A 13,905-nucleotide genomic window follows, 5' to 3' on the forward strand; every position below is an offset into this window, starting at 1 on the left:
GGCACCGACAGGCTCCTCTCCCCACCGGGGAGAGGTCAGCCGAGCGAAGCGGAGGCTGGGTGAGGGGACGCCTGCGCTTGGCCCAACGCAAGCACGGTTGCTTCGCCTGCGCACACAACTATTTTGCACCGCAATGAACGCCTCGCCATCTCCCTTACGGCTTGCTCTCGCCGGCATGGTCGCGCTCGCGGTCGCCATGGGCATCGGCCGCTTCGTCTATACGCCTATCCTGCCCGGGATGATGGAGGAGCTGCATTTGACGCCGGCCGATGCCGGCTGGATCGCATCCGCCAATTATATCGGCTATCTCATCGGCGCTTTGGCCGCGGCCGGCGGCTGGGCGCATGGCCGCGAGCGCATGCTGATGTTCGCCGGCCTCGCCGCCAGCGCCGTGCTCGCGGCTCTGATGGGGCTCAACGAGACCATGGCCGCCTTCCTCGTCATCCGCTTACTCGCCGGCCTCGCCAGCGCCTTCGTCATGGTGTTCATGGCCTCGATCGTCTTCAGCCATCTGGCTGAAGTTGGCCGCGGCGATTTGCAGGCGCTGCATTTCGGCGGCGTGGGCCTCGGCATTGCCGCGTCCTCGGCGCTGCTGGCGATCCTCGTCTCCGAACATGCGGATTGGGCCGCGGGCTGGCTCTGGTCTGGAGCGCTTTCGGCCGTCGGCCTGCTTGTCGTCGCGCTGCTTGCCGGCTCGGCCACCCCGGCCAATGTCGCCGACGGGCGCGAACCGGCGCTGCCGAAGGATGGGTCCCTGGTGAAGATGATCGTCGCCTACGGGCTGTTCGGTTTCGGCTATGTGGTGACGGCCACTTTCCTGGTCGCCATCGTCCGCCAGGGCGGCGGCGGGCGCGTGTTCGAGGCGACTGTCTGGTTGGTCGCCGGCCTCGCCGGCTTTCCCTCGACATGGCTTTGGCAGAAGCTCGCCGGCCGGATAGGGCTCTCTGCCGCTTACGCCGCGAGCTGCCTGGTCGAGGTGGTCGGCGTCACCGCCAGCGTCGTCGTCAAGGGCGCATCCGGACCGTTGATTGCCGGCGTCCTGCTCGGCGGCACCTTCATCGCCATCACGGCGCTGGGCTTACAGATGGGCAGGCAGCTCGCGCCCAGGGCGCCGCGCCGCATCTTCGCGGTGATGACGGCAGCCTTCGGTCTTGGCCAGATCGTCGGCCCGATCGCAGCCGGCCTGCTCGCCCAGGCCTCGGGCAATTACGTGCTTGCCTCGATCATGGCGGCGGCGGCGCTGCTCGCCTCCGGCGTCATTGCCTCGTCGGCCGCGCCAAAATCGCCATGATTTGCGGTTTGTTCGATGCCGGGCGTCTGGCACGGGCATTTTCTTTCCCCCTAATGTGTGACTTTATGCCCGCCGAACTGCAACGCCGCTGATTTGCGGTCAGACCGAGGAAACCCGCCACAGTGTTCGTATCCTTCTTCCCGCAGCCGAAGCTCTTCTTCACATCGGCCGCCGTCTGGAGCCTTGCCGCGATCCTGTTCTGGTTCTTCGGCGGCGAGCAGCTGGGCGCCGTCTTCGGCCTGCCCCCGGTAGCGGCCGGCACGCCCCCCATTATCGGCATCGCGGTGCTGTGGTCGAAGCCGTTCCTGTGGTTCTACATCTACTTCGTGGCCTGCGTGGTGATCTTCTACGCCTTCTGGAGCTGGTACGCCCCGCACCCGTGGCAGAACTGGTCGATCCTGATGACTGCCGTCATCCTGTTCTTCATCTACTTCAACGTTCAGGTCTCGGTTGCGGTCAACAATTGGTATGGCCCGTTCTTCGACTACGTTCAGGGCTTGATGTCGGGAACGACGGCCTCGACCGACACCGAATTCTACAAGGGCTTGGCCGATTTCTCCTGGCTGGCGCTGGTCGGCATGAACGTGCAGGTGGTCAATGCCTTCATCGTCAGCCACTGGATTTTCCGCTGGCGCACCGCGATGAACGATTACTTCATGGCCAACTGGGGCCGGCTGCGCCACATCGAGGGCGCTTCACAGCGTATCCAGGAAGACACGATGCGCTTCTCGCAGATCATGGAGGATCTCGGCTCGACCTTCGTCCAGTCGATCATGACGCTGATCGCCTTTCTGCCAGTCTTGATTCAACTGCAGGCCCACATCACCGAATTGCCGATCATCGGCACGGTCCCGCAGCCGCTGGTCGTTGCCGCATTGGGCTGGTGTCTGTTCGGAACGATTTCGGTCATGATCGCCGGCCTCAAATTGCCCGGCCTGCAATTCCGCAATCAGCGTGTCGAGGCGGCCTACCGCAAGGAACTCGTCTATGGCGAGGACCATCCCGACCGGGCGCAGCCGGCGACGACCACGGAACTATTCGCCAATGTGCGCCGCAACTACTTCAGGCTCTATTTTCACTACATCTACTTCAATGTCGTGCGATACACCTACCTGCAGGCCGACAACATCTTCTCGCTGCTGATCCTCGGGCCTTCGCTGGTTGCGCACAAGATCACCTTCGGTGCCCTGAACCAGATATCGAACGCGTTCGGCAAGGTCACGAATTCGCTGCAGTTCCTGCTAAATTCCTGGTCGACGATCGTCGAGCTGCAGTCGGTCCATAAACGTCTGCGCGCCTTCGAAGCGACGCTGCAGGGCGAACCGCTGCCAGACATCGACCAGCGCTATCTTGCCCGTCACGGCGCGGAGGATCCCGCCTGAGCTGAAGCTAGACCGTGGGCGCCTCAGCCGCCCACACTCGCCTGCGCATTGCCGGCGCGCTGGCGCGCGACATAGTCGCGGAAACTGATGCACTCGACATCCGCCTTCACGCAGACGTCGCCGGCGAAGCGCTCCAGCGCATTCCAGTAGGCGCCGTTATTCATCAATGTGAAGTGGAAGCCGAGCTCCATCGGCAGGCGCTTGCCGTTGTACTGAGCCTCGAAGGCGGCGTGGAACGTCCGGTAAGCGCGGTCGGCGAACTCGTCCGCCATCGACGGCTTCTCCAAGCCGTTCGAGTGGCGGACGTAGAGATTATAGTCCATGGCGACCACCGGCTTCGATTTCGGCCCTTCCGGAATCTGCGGCAGCGCAAAGCGGGTGGTGCCGTTCTTCGTTGGCGGCACGGCCGGGCCGTTCGAGACGCCGCTCGCGTCGTAGTCAAAGCCAGCCTGGGGCAGCGCTTCGTAAAGCGCCTTATCGGTGGACAGGTAGGGCGCGCGAAAACCGGTTACGGTATGGCGGGCGAAATCGCGCCAGCCGGGCGGCTCGGGAGAAATGCCGTTGATCGTATAGGCGTTTTCGAAAATGCGCCGCGCGGACGCGAATTCGGCCAGCCAGTCGGCCTTGCTCCAGTCCTTGCCGTCGAAATGGCCGCAGGCATGGCTGCCGATGTCGTGGCCTTCGGCCGCGGCGAGCCGGACCTGTTCCAGCCGCTCGGCGACATCCTGTTTCGAGGCGCCGAAGCCGACATTGGATTTGCCGGCGGCCTTGCCGGGGCCGGCATATTGCAGCCGCGTCTCGGGAGAGAGCAGGAAGACGCAGGACAGGAAATAGGTGAAATGCGCGCCCGTGCGCTTTGCCAGCGCCCGGCTGCGCTGCCATTGCGAGATCTCCCGGGCGGCGTCGAACGAGATCAGCACGACCTGCTTGGGGTTGGCCGGCAAAGCGGCTGGCGATTTCGGCGGATCGGCGAAGACGACATTGGCTGAGGCGAGCGAGGCGAGACTGAATGCAAGGACGCGGTACGAACGAAGCATTGGCAACCTTCTGGCGGGGACGTCTCCGGCTGATCGGAAGCCGGCTATCGCGCAAATGTGGCGCGGTTGCGTTCGGGCAAGCTCCGCCGGCGCCGGACATCCCCAGCCGATTTTCCGGCCCGCCCCCTTCCATGCCGACGAAATTTCGCTAAAACGCGGGCTCAAGAAGCGCCCCCTTCCGGGGCAGCAATGGTTTTGATTGATGTCGGACGACAGTTTTATCCGCGAAGTCAACGAAGAGATTCGTCGCGAGCAGGCGCAGAAGCTATGGGATCGTTTCGGCCCGGCCATACTCGGCCTTGCCATCCTCGTCGTGCTCGGCACCGCCGCTGTCGTAGGCTATCGCTATTGGGACGAAACCCGCGCCAACCGTTCGGGCGACGCCTTCTCGGCTGCGTTGAAGCTCGCCAATGACGGCAAGAACGATGAGGCGATCGCCGCGCTCGATCAGCTGGAGAAGGACGGCTACGGCGCCTATCCGCTGCTCGCTCGCATGCGCGCCGCGACCGTCAAGGCCGGCAAGGGCGACGTCGATGGCGCGGTCAAGGATTTCGACGAGGTCGCCGCCGACAACGCCATTCCCGCCGGCATCCGCGACATCGCGCGGCTGAGGGCCGCGCTGCTGCTCGTCGATCACGGTTCCTATGCCGACGTCTCAAGCCGCATCGAGGCGCTCACCGCCGACACCAATCCGCTGCGCCATTCGGCGCGCGAGGCGCTCGGCCTTGCCGCCTGGAAGGACGGCAAGTCGGCCGACGCGCTCAAAGTGTTCGACCAGATCTCTTCGGACGAAGCCGCCCCGCGCAATGTGCGCCAGCGGGCACAGCTGATGTCCGAGCTGATCCGCGGGTCGGGCAACGCTTCGTGATCCGGGATGGGCTTCAAAGTCGCCATCATCGGCCGGCCTAACGTCGGCAAATCGACTCTTTTCAATCGGCTGGTCGGAAAGAAGCTGGCGCTTGTCGACGACACGCCGGGTGTGACGCGCGACCGCCGCGTCCATGCGGCAAAACTCTACGACCTTCACTTCGATGTCATCGACACCGCCGGCTTCGAGGACGCGGCCGCCTCGACGCTGCCCGGCCGCATGCGCCAGCAGACCGAGATCGCGATCCGCGAGGCCGACCTCATCTTCTTTACGGTCGATGCCAAATCCGGCCTGATGCCCGACGACCGCACCTTCGCCGAGGTGGTGCGCAAATCGGGCAAGCCGGTGGTGCTCGTCGCCAACAAGGCCGAGGCGCGCGGCGCTCAGGGCGGCATGCTGGAGGCCTGGGAGCTCGGCCTTGGCGAGCCGATCCCGGTTTCGGCCGAGCACGGCCAGGGCATGCCCGACCTGCGTGATGCGGTGATCGAAGCGCTCGGCGAGGAACGCGCCTTCGGCGAGGACGAGGAAGACGATAGCGACGAGATCGCCGCCAGCGAGGTGCTGATCGGCGAGGACATCGCCGACCCCGACGCTGAAGCACCCTATGACGACACCAAGCCGCTGCGCATCGCCGTGGTCGGCCGCCCGAACGCCGGCAAGTCGACGCTGATCAATGCGCTGATCGGCGAGGAGCGGCTGCTCACCGGCCCGGAAGCCGGCATCACGCGCGACTCCATTTCGGTCGACTGGGACTGGCGTGGCCGCAGGATAAAGCTGTTCGACACGGCCGGCATGCGCCGCAAATCCAGGATCCATGAAAAGCTGGAAGTGCTCTCGGTGCAGGACGGCCTGCGCGCCATCCGCTTCGCCGAGATCGTCATCATCGTGCTAGACGCCACCATTCCCTTCGAGAAGCAGGACCTGCAGATCGCCGATCTCATCATCCGCGAGGGCAGGGCGCCGGTGATCGCCTTCAACAAATGGGACCTGATCGACAATCCGCAGGAATTGCTGGCCGAGCTGCGCGAAAAGACCGAGCGGCTCTTGCCGCAGGTGCGCGGCATCCAGGCGGTGACGGTCTCGGCTGAGACCGGCCGCGGCCTCGACAAGCTGATGGAGAGCGTCATCAAGACGCACAAGGTGTGGAACAGCCGCGTCTCGACCGGCAAGCTCAACCGCTGGCTGGAAGGTATCCTCGCGCATCACCCGCCGCCCGCCGTTGCCGGCCGCCGGTTGAAGATCAAATACGTCACGCAGGCCAAGACCCGCCCGCCGGGCTTCGTCGTTTCGTGCTCGCGGCCGGACGCGATGCCGCAATCCTATGTCCGCTATCTGACCAACAGCCTGCGTGAGGCCTTCGACATGCCCGGCGTGCCGATCCGCATGGCGCTGCGCACCTCGGACAATCCGTTTGCGGGCAGGGCGAAGAAGCGCTGAGGGCTTAAGCGGATAGCGGCAACGCCTCTCCAGTCGTCATCCACGGGCGGAGCAAGGAGCGAAGCGACGCGCGCAGACCCGAGGATCCATTCCGTGACTTCGAGGCGCCGCGGCGGTTCAGAATTCTGCACCGCTGCATCCCTCGCGCAAGGTAACGGAATGGATTCCATGGTCTGCGCGCGTCGCTTCGCTCCTTGCTTCGAATGACGAGCGCGATAGGGGCCAAGACCTCACGCGACCTCCCGCAGCCCATCGCCGGTTCGCGCCCCCTCAGGCAGCATCTCCAGCGCTGCCTGCAAGAGAATCTCCGCCAGCCGCGTCGCCACCGGGTCGAGCTCGGCGTCCTTCTGATGCAGGTGCAGCGCCATCATCGGCAGCGCCGGCAGCCCAAGCACGCCCGGCGCGATCGCCCTGACATTGGCTGGCAGGCCGATGTCGGTGCGGATCGTCAGGCCGAGACCCGCCGCCACCGCCGCCCAAATCCCGCCGAGGCTGGGGCTGGAGAAAGCCATGCGCCAGGGCATGCCGGCGCGGTCCAGCGTTTCGGTCGCGACAGTGCGCAAGAGGCAAGGCGCCTCGAACACCACCAGCGGCAGCGGCTCGCCATCGGGCTGACCTGCCTCGATCGGCTTGGCCGGGCCGATCCAGCGCGCCTGCACGTCGGCGACATGTCGGCTGTAGGGCAGGGTCGTGCCGTCATGCCAGGCAAGCGCGATGTCGAGATTGCCTGACAGGACGCGCTCGGCCAGCTCGTGGCTGCGGCCGATCCGCGCTTCGATGCGCACTTTGGGATGGGCGCGGGCGAAGCGGCCGAGCACCTCGGGCAGCACGGCCTCGCCGAAATCCTCCTGCAGGCCGAGCCGCACCCAGCCTTCCAGCTCGACGTCGCGAATAGCGGAGGCTGCCTCGTCATTGAGCTCGATCAGCCGCCGCGCATAGCTAAGCATCGTCTCGCCGGCCTCGGTGAGCGCCAGGCCGCGTCCCGCCTTGCGGAAGACCGGCGTCGCGGCCTGCTCTTCCAGCTTCTTCAGTTGTGCGCTGACGGCGGACGTCGAGCGCCCGAGCCGTTCGGCCGCCTTGGCGAAGCTGCCCAACTCCATGCCGGTGACGAAGGTCCTGAGGACATCGAGGTCGAATGTGATGCGGCGCATGAGACTGTCCAGATTTTCAGGATTGTTGGTCAAAAACTTCCTGATTTTATGGATGAAGCTATGGCGCTACATCCGGTCGGTCAAGCCGTCAGCCGGCCGTCACGGGAATGGAACCATGTCCGCCATCGTCGCACGCAACCACTGCCAACCGCCTGATGCATGCGCCGGCGCCTCCGGCCGCCGCGCCTTCGGCCCCAACCATCGCTGGAAAGTTCTGGGCATCGGCGTCGCCGCCAATGCCGGCTTCTCCGCCACCTTCTCCGGCCTTCCGGCGACCGCCGTGGTGATGCGCCAGGGCTACCATCTCGACAACGCCTCGCTCGGCCTTGCGCTTGGGCTGCTCGGCCTCGGCGTTGCGCTGAGCGAACTGCCCTGGGGCGTGCTCACCGACCGCTGGGGCGACCGCCGCGTGCTCCTGACCGGACTCGGCGCGACGGCCGCATGGCTCTTCATAATGGCCATGCTCGTCGTGCCGACAAGAATGGCGGTACCCGGCGTCGCGCTGCTCTCGGCAAGCCTGCTCGTCGTCGGCCTGCTCGGCGGCAGCGTCAACGGCTCCAGCGGCCGCGCCATCATGGGCTGGTTCGGCGAGCGCGAGCGCGGCTTCGCCATGAGCATCAGGCAGACGGCGGTGCCGCTTGGCGGCGGGCTGGGCGCGCTTGTCCTGCCTTCGCTGGCGTTGAGCTTGGGATTCACCGCGGTCTTCGGCCTGCTTGCGGTCGTCTCCGCGCTCTCGGCCTGTTTTGCCTGGCGCTGGGTGCACGAGCCGCCGGTGGAAGGCGGCGGTCACCCCACCACTACCGCAAGCGGCCCGGCGCCCTTGCGCAACATCGAGGTGTGGCGCATCTCGACCGCCATCGGGCTGCTCTGCTTTCCGCAGGTCGCGGTGCTGACCTTCGCCTCGGTCTTCCTGCATGACTTCGCCGGCATGGGCACCTTTGTGACCAGCGCCAGCCTTGCCGCGGTGCAGACTGGCGCCATGGCGATGCGCGTCTGGAGCGGCCGCTTCACCGACCGCCACGGCGCCCGCCGGCCGTTCCTGAAAGTCTGCAGCGCGTTGAGCGCCTTAGCCTTCCTGGCGCTGTGGCTGCTGGTGATCGGCGCCGCCGGATCGCCATTGCTGCTGCCGCTGCTTCCGCTGATGGTCGTCGTCGCCGGCATATCCGTCTCCGCCTGGCACGGGGTCGCCTATACCGAGCTTGCCACGCTTGCCGGCGCCGGTCATGTCGGCACCGCGCTCAGCCTTGCCAACAGTTTTGTGTTCATCGGCTTCTGCCTGGTGCCGATCGCTATTCCGTGGCTGCTGGTGGTCTTCGCATGGCCGGGCGTGTGGCTTGCGGCGGCTTTCTGCGCGGCGCTCGCCTGGCCGATCTTCCTGCGCGAGGCCTGATTCACTCAAACTGATGCACCCACCCAGGCCTGATTCCTCATCGGCCCGCTGTGGAAATCGCAAGCCGGCTTTCCTCAAACATGAAAAGAACATGATCGATGTCGTTAACCCCGCATCAAGGTTAATGCTTCATTTTGGCTCTCCGGGGTCAGTAGCGTTCTGGAGAGTTCAGTGCATCGACGCGTTTCCATGCGGCTTGCCGCCGCCGCCGTTGCGAAAAAACGTTCCTTTCTTCCTCCTTTGGTGCTCGGGCTCGGCATTTGGATCGGCTTTCCGTCGGCCGTCGCCTTTCAGGATATGGCAAGCCTGATCTCCGGCCTGGAATCGTCCGACACCCGCTGGAACGCCTATATCGAGAAATCCGCCGCCGGCTCGGTGCATGCGGCCGAAATGCCTTTCGTCGATTCCACCACCACCGGCTCGCTCTCCGGCTCCGGCGTGAATTTGCCGGGCGTGGGCACCGTCGCCTTCCGAGGCAAGGGCAGCGCCGCAGGCGTGACGCCCGATGAGGACCGTGTCGTGCGCGCCGACAAGAAGGGCCGTATCGTCCAGGTCTCGCCGGTCGCGCCGCCCAAAAATTTCAGCGCTGGCTCGATTTTCAAGCGCACCTCCTCGCTGCTGCGTCCCGCGATGGACAGCGACCTGAAGCTCACCTTCGCCAAGCCAGGCATCAAGGGCAAGGAAGTCCAGATCGCCCAGGCCTTCCATCTGCGCGAAGACAAGAAGCCGGATCCGGATCTGCCGGCGGCTCTCGTCGCACTCGTCAACAACGATAAGCCGGACATCCTCGCCACCGCCTATGCGCAGTCGGCGCCCGACTACGCCAAGGCTTCGCCCTTCGAGGCGCTGCTGCAGGACGATCCGAACAACGGCCGCTTCATCCCGCCTATGGGCAAGGGTGACCACGCCTGGATGCAGAATCCCTTGCCGGCGGCCGTCTTCTCCAAGCCGGAACAGGAATGCCTCGCCAAGGGCATCTATTTCGAGGCGCGCAGCGAGCCGGTGCGCGGCCAGGCCGCGGTCGCCCAGGTCATCCTCAACCGCGTCCGCAACCCGGCCTATCCGAAGACCATCTGCGGCGTCGTCTACCAGAACGACGACTGGTTCAACCGCTGTCAGTTCTCCTTCGCCTGCGACGGCAGGAAGAAGAGCATCACCGACCAGGCTTCCTACAAGACCGCCCAGGAGGTCGCTATGGCCGTGACTGCTGGCAAGATCTTCATTCCCGAGGTCGGCTCGTCGACGCATTACTACGCCAACTACGTCCATCCGGGCTGGGCGCGCGCCATGCAGCGCATGACCAGGATCGGCCTGCATATCTTCTATCGTACCTATGGCGGCGGCTGGAGCTGAGCCGGTAAAGCATGTCTCCAGAAAGTGGTAAGCGGTTTCGGGACAAAGACATGCGCGAAATCAAAACCCAAAGCGCATGGAGCGAATCTGAAAGATCGCGACGCGCTTTAGGCGGCTCGAGCCGAGCCGCCTAAACGACGCCTCCGGCTGTCCTCCCTCCGGCGCCCGGAATGCCCCGGCGGGCGCGGCTCGTCGCGCGGATTCGCGTCGAGTCCTCACGCGGGCGTGAAGGGCACGATGTCGCACCTCGATAACTAATTGATTTGATTGCAAAAAATACATCGCTTGGAAGTTCCGCCCGTGGCTTGACGGGCGCGGACCCTCTAACTATGTTGCCGGCGACTTTAGAAGCGGACGGACGGCAATCGTCTGCCCGGGCAGGGGGGTTGCGATGGCCGACAAAACCGGGCCAGACGGAACCGGAGAAACCGGCCGCGGCAGGCAGCCAGAAGCCACCAACCGCGACGACGAACTTGAGCGCCGCCGGCGCGATCTCGAAGCATCGCTTGCGGCGAGACGCACGGACCGGCTCGAGGGGAAAGACGAAGCGAAAGCTGCGACCGGTTACGGTCAGGCGCTGAAACTGTCCAGCGAGTTCATCGCCGGGGTGGTGGTCGGCGTCGGCTTGGGCTGGATCATCGACCGCCTGGCGGGAACAGCGCCTTGGGGTCTGATCGTCGGCCTGTTGCTGGGCTTTGGCGCCGGTATACTCAATGTCCTGCGCTCGGCGGGACTGACATCCGAGTTCGGCCAGGGCGGCAAGCCGCGCGAGCCGAAAGAATGAAGTGGGGCGCCGCGAGGCGCTGAAGTGAACTTAAGAAGCCGGTTGTGGCTTTGACGGGGATTTAAAGTGGCTGCTGCTGACAAGGTCGATCCGATCCACCAGTTCCAGATCCATCCGATCATCCCGCTGCATATTGGCGGCTACGACGTCTCTTTCACCAACTCTTCCCTGTTCATGGTCGTGACGATCGTGCTGGCCTCGGCCTTCCTCTATATGAGCACGGCGAGCCGCGCGCTTATCCCCGGGCGGCTGCAGTCGGTCTCCGAGATGGCCTACGAATTCGTCGGCAACATGCTGCGCGATGCCGCCGGCAAGCAGGGCATGCAGTTCTTCCCGCTGGTGTTCTCGCTGTTCATGTTCGTGCTGGTCGCCAACCTGATCGGCCTCTTCCCCTATTTCTTCACCGTCACCAGCCACATCATCGTCACCTTCACCCTGGCGATCCTGGTCATCGGAACCGTCATCGTCTACGGCTTCGCCAAGCACGGCTTCGGCTTCCTCAAGCTGTTCGTGCCGCATGGCGTGCCCGGCTATCTTCTGCCGCTGGTGGTGGCGATCGAAATCATCTCCTTCGTCTCGCGCCCGGTCAGCCTCTCGGTTCGTCTTTTCGCTAACATGCTGGCCGGCCACATCACGCTCAAAGTGTTCTCGGGCTTCGTCGTCAGCCTGAGCGCGTTTGGCGCCCTGGGCATGGCCGGCTCGGTCCTGCCGCTTGCGATGGCCGTCGCTCTTTCGGCGCTCGAGCTGCTGGTCGCCTTCCTGCAGGCCTATGTGTTCGCGGTGCTGACCTGCATGTATCTGAACGACGCCCTGCACCCGAGCCATTGATCGATTTTCACCGGCGCCCCGGCGCCAGCATATCCAACGTACCAACTGCAACGAATAGAGAAACCACAGGAGTTTTGAAATGGACGCAACTGCAGCAGCTGCTATCGGCGCTGGTATCGCCTGCATCGGCATGGGCGGCGCGGGCATCGGCCTCGGCAACATCTTCGGCAGCTACCTCTCGGGCGCGCTCCGCAACCCCTCGGCTGCCGACGGCCAGTTCGGCCGCCTGATCTTCGGCTTCGCCGTGACCGAAGCTCTGGGCATCTTTTCGCTCCTGATCGCTCTGCTCCTGGTCTTCAAGTAAGAGCCAGAGCTGACGAAAGGGGCCGCATGGTGCGGCCCCGTTCCATGGACAGGGGAATGAGATGTTCGTGACATCTGCCTACGCGCAAGAAACAGCGCCGGCCGCGGCCGAGGGCGATACGCATGCAGGCACCGCTGTGCCTGCCGCGGAGCATGAAGCGTTCCCGCCATTCGACGCCAAGACCTTCCCGTCGCAGATCCTGTGGCTGGTCATCACCTTCGGGCTCTTTTATCTGTTCCTGAAGCGCGTTGTGATGCCGCGTCTTGGCAGCATCATCGATGTCCGCAACGATCGCATCACCCAGGATCTCGACCATGCCGCAAGGCTGAAGGGCGAGGCGGACGCTGCCGTTGCTGCCTATGAGCAGGAGCTGGCGGAGGCCAAGGCCAATGCCAACAAGATCGGCCAGCAGGCGAACGACGCCGCCAAGGCGCAAGCCGAGGACACGCGCAAGAAGCTCGAGGCCGAGCTGGAGAAGAAGCTTGGCGAGGCCGAGGCGAGCATCGCCTCGATCAAGGCCAAGGCGATGAAGGAAGTCGGCACGATCGCCGAGGACACGACGTCGGCCATCGTCGAGGCGCTTGTCGGCGGCAAGGCCGACAAGGCCGAAATCGCGGCCGCGGTCAAATCCGCGAGCCGGTGAGGATAGGGATCATGGACGCCACATCACTCGCCACGCTCTGGGCCACCATCGCCCTGATCATCTTTCTCGGCGCCGTCATCTATCTGAAGGTGCCAGCTATGCTCGCCAAGTCGCTTGACTCCCGCGCGGCCAAGATCAGCGCTGAGCTCGAGGAGGCGCGCAAGCTTCGTGAAGAAGCCCAGCAACTGCTTGGTCAGTATCAGCAGAAGCGCAAGGAAGCCGAGAAGGAGGCTGCCGACATCGTCGCCGCCGCCAAGCGCGAGGCTGAGCTGCTCGCTTCCGAGGCGGCCAAAAAGACCGAGGACTATGTCGCCCGGCGCACCGCGCTTGCCGAGCAGAAGATCAGCCAGGCCGAGCGCGAGGCCGTCAGCGAAGTGCGCGCCTCGGCCGTCGACATCGCCGTCGAAGCCGCCCGCGCGCTGCTCGCCGCCAAGGTCGATGCCAAGGCAGGCGCCGATCTGTTCAAGTCGGCGCTCAATGACGTGAAGGCCAAGCTGAACTGAGCTGACTTCGAAGTTTCGCAGTCAAAAGCCGCCCGGGCAACCCGGCGGCTTTTTTGTTGGCGCGGATGATCTCCCCCCTCGAGGGGGAGATGTCGCCGAAGGCGACAGAGGGGGTCCTCTCACGTAGAGCGCCGACTTCATTTGCTGCCGCGGAAGGAGGCCGGCGCTTCACGCGCGATGACCCCCTCTGCCTGCCGGCCATCTCCCCCTCACGAGCGGAGATTATTCCAGCCCGGCGAAGCTCTCTTCCTCTTCTGCTATCTCGGCCCCGCCCAACCGGAACGGCGCGAACGAGGCCCGGTGCAGCCTCGCCACCGGGCCGTGCGCCTCGATGGCGGTGCGGTGCCGGACCGTCGCATAGCCCATATGCACCTCGAAGCCGTAATGTTCGTGGTGGCCGCCACAGCCGCACATCATGCGGTCGCGCATCACCTTGGCGACGATCGAGGCGGCGGCTATCGATTGCGAGCGCTGGTCGCCCTTGATGAGCGCCCGGCCTTCGCAGGCGAGACCAGGCGGAACGTCGCGGCCATCGGCCAAGGCGAGTTTCGGTTGCAGCGAGAGACCCGCGGCGGCGCGGCGCATCGCTTCCAGGCTTGCTTTCAGAATGTTGCTGTTGTCGATGCCTTCGGCGCTGATCGAGGCCATCGAGACGCTGAGCGCCGAGGCGAGAATCTTGAGGAACAGCGCCTCGCGCTGCAAATGGGTGAGGCGTTTGGAATCGTCGAGGCCTTCCGGGATACTGGCGGGATTGAGCACCACCGCGGCAGCCACCACCGGACCAGCGAGTGGACCGCGGCCTGCCTCGTCCATGCCGGCAACCGGCCACAGCCCGTCCGCCATCGCCTTCGTCTCGATCGAGAAGTCGGGCTTCTCGACCATTTCAAAGAGAAGCGGAGAATCGGAACGCGCGCGAGCCATGGTGCGGCGAGGT

14 protein-coding genes are annotated in these 13,905 nt (G+C 64.8%); 11 read left to right on the forward strand and 3 right to left on the reverse strand.

Going from position 1 to position 13,905, the window contains the following annotated elements; translation table 11 throughout:
* The first annotated feature begins 175 nt into the window (after positions 1 to 175).
* Both LB553_RS19520 and sbmA read left to right on the forward strand, forming a co-directional pair.
* A complete protein-coding gene (locus tag LB553_RS19520) occupies positions 176 to 1,291 on the forward strand; it encodes a YbfB/YjiJ family MFS transporter (RefSeq protein ID WP_224515918.1) in 1,116 nt (371 codons plus the stop codon).
* A 122-nt stretch (positions 1,292 to 1,413) separates the two neighbouring features.
* Positions 1,414 to 2,673 carry a peptide antibiotic transporter SbmA gene (gene sbmA, locus LB553_RS19525; protein ID WP_224515920.1) on the forward strand — a complete coding sequence of 420 codons (1,260 nt, stop codon included), beginning with the start codon at positions 1,414 to 1,416 and terminating at the stop codon, positions 2,671 to 2,673.
* 23 nt (positions 2,674 to 2,696) lie between these two features.
* On the opposite strand, the gene LB553_RS19530 is transcribed toward sbmA, so the two are convergent.
* A complete protein-coding gene (locus LB553_RS19530) occupies positions 2,697 to 3,710 on the reverse strand; it encodes a polysaccharide deacetylase family protein (RefSeq protein ID WP_224515923.1) in 1,014 nt (337 codons plus the stop codon).
* Positions 3,711 to 3,912: 202 nt separating this feature from the next.
* Between LB553_RS19530 and LB553_RS19535 the strand changes: the two genes are divergently transcribed.
* The gene (locus LB553_RS19535) at positions 3,913 to 4,578 is read left to right on the forward strand and encodes a tetratricopeptide repeat protein (protein ID WP_224515926.1); all 666 of its coding nucleotides are present in this window, start codon (positions 3,913 to 3,915) and stop codon (positions 4,576 to 4,578) included.
* A 6-nt stretch (positions 4,579 to 4,584) separates the two neighbouring features.
* A complete protein-coding gene (gene der / locus LB553_RS19540) occupies positions 4,585 to 6,015 on the forward strand; it encodes a ribosome biogenesis GTPase Der (protein WP_224515928.1) in 1,431 nt (476 codons plus the stop codon).
* 230 nt (positions 6,016 to 6,245) lie between these two features.
* Here der and LB553_RS19545 read toward each other — a convergent pair whose 3' ends face one another.
* Positions 6,246 to 7,166, reverse strand: coding sequence for a LysR substrate-binding domain-containing protein (locus tag LB553_RS19545; RefSeq protein ID WP_224515930.1), 921 nt, complete (start codon positions 7,164 to 7,166; stop codon positions 6,246 to 6,248).
* A 115-nt stretch (positions 7,167 to 7,281) separates the two neighbouring features.
* Between LB553_RS19545 and LB553_RS19550 the strand changes: the two genes are divergently transcribed.
* From LB553_RS19550 to LB553_RS19580, 7 genes are all read left to right on the forward strand, one after another.
* Positions 7,282 to 8,556: an MFS transporter gene (locus tag LB553_RS19550; protein ID WP_224515933.1), complete on the forward strand. Its 1,275-nt coding sequence runs from the start codon at positions 7,282 to 7,284 to the stop codon at positions 8,554 to 8,556.
* Positions 8,557 to 8,727: 171 nt separating this feature from the next.
* Positions 8,728 to 9,909 (forward strand): cell wall hydrolase, encoded by a 1,182-nt coding sequence (locus LB553_RS19555; protein ID WP_224515935.1) that lies wholly within the window; start codon positions 8,728 to 8,730, stop codon positions 9,907 to 9,909.
* Between the two features lie 391 nt (positions 9,910 to 10,300).
* A complete protein-coding gene (locus LB553_RS19560) occupies positions 10,301 to 10,693 on the forward strand; it encodes an AtpZ/AtpI family protein (protein ID WP_224515937.1) in 393 nt (130 codons plus the stop codon).
* Between the two features lie 66 nt (positions 10,694 to 10,759).
* Positions 10,760 to 11,521, forward strand: a complete 762-nt coding sequence (locus LB553_RS19565; RefSeq protein ID WP_224515939.1) for a F0F1 ATP synthase subunit A — start codon at positions 10,760 to 10,762, stop codon at positions 11,519 to 11,521.
* Between the two features lie 79 nt (positions 11,522 to 11,600).
* A complete protein-coding gene (locus LB553_RS19570) occupies positions 11,601 to 11,825 on the forward strand; it encodes a F0F1 ATP synthase subunit C (RefSeq protein WP_027164582.1) in 225 nt (74 codons plus the stop codon).
* 61 nt (positions 11,826 to 11,886) lie between these two features.
* On the forward strand, positions 11,887 to 12,468 hold the full coding sequence (locus LB553_RS19575) for a F0F1 ATP synthase subunit B (RefSeq protein WP_224515942.1): 582 nt from the start codon (positions 11,887 to 11,889) through the stop codon (positions 12,466 to 12,468).
* An 11-nt stretch (positions 12,469 to 12,479) separates the two neighbouring features.
* Complete coding sequence (locus LB553_RS19580; protein ID WP_224515944.1) at positions 12,480 to 12,971, forward strand: F0F1 ATP synthase subunit B; 492 nt, start codon at positions 12,480 to 12,482, stop codon at positions 12,969 to 12,971.
* 222 nt (positions 12,972 to 13,193) lie between these two features.
* Here LB553_RS19580 and LB553_RS19585 read toward each other — a convergent pair whose 3' ends face one another.
* Positions 13,194 to 13,892, reverse strand: coding sequence for a ribonuclease HII (locus LB553_RS19585; protein WP_224515946.1), 699 nt, complete (start codon positions 13,890 to 13,892; stop codon positions 13,194 to 13,196).
* Between the last annotated feature and the right edge of the window lie 13 nt (positions 13,893 to 13,905).

Source organism: Mesorhizobium sp. CA8 (assembly GCF_020164955.1).
Classification (GTDB): Bacteria; Pseudomonadota; Alphaproteobacteria; order Rhizobiales; family Rhizobiaceae; genus Mesorhizobium.

Excerpts from the sequence above, each read along its gene's own strand:
- LB553_RS19535 (WP_224515926.1), top strand. The coding sequence starts at position 3,913 with ATGTCGGACGACAGTTTTATCCGCGAAGTCAACGAAGAGATTCGTCGC.
- LB553_RS19530 (WP_224515923.1), bottom strand. The coding sequence starts at position 3,710 with ATGCTTCGTTCGTACCGCGTCCTTGCATTCAGTCTCGCCTCGCTCGCC.
- LB553_RS19570 (WP_027164582.1), top strand. The coding sequence starts at position 11,601 with ATGGACGCAACTGCAGCAGCTGCTATCGGCGCTGGTATCGCCTGCATC.
- LB553_RS19580 (WP_224515944.1), top strand. The coding sequence starts at position 12,480 with ATGGACGCCACATCACTCGCCACGCTCTGGGCCACCATCGCCCTGATC.
- LB553_RS19560 (WP_224515937.1), top strand. The coding sequence starts at position 10,301 with ATGGCCGACAAAACCGGGCCAGACGGAACCGGAGAAACCGGCCGCGGC.
- der (WP_224515928.1), top strand. The coding sequence starts at position 4,585 with ATGGGCTTCAAAGTCGCCATCATCGGCCGGCCTAACGTCGGCAAATCG.
- LB553_RS19545 (WP_224515930.1), bottom strand. The coding sequence starts at position 7,166 with ATGCGCCGCATCACATTCGACCTCGATGTCCTCAGGACCTTCGTCACC.
- LB553_RS19575 (WP_224515942.1), top strand. The coding sequence starts at position 11,887 with ATGTTCGTGACATCTGCCTACGCGCAAGAAACAGCGCCGGCCGCGGCC.
- LB553_RS19520 (WP_224515918.1), top strand. The coding sequence starts at position 176 with ATGGTCGCGCTCGCGGTCGCCATGGGCATCGGCCGCTTCGTCTATACG.
- LB553_RS19585 (WP_224515946.1), bottom strand. The coding sequence starts at position 13,892 with ATGGCTCGCGCGCGTTCCGATTCTCCGCTTCTCTTTGAAATGGTCGAG.
- LB553_RS19550 (WP_224515933.1), top strand. The coding sequence starts at position 7,282 with ATGTCCGCCATCGTCGCACGCAACCACTGCCAACCGCCTGATGCATGC.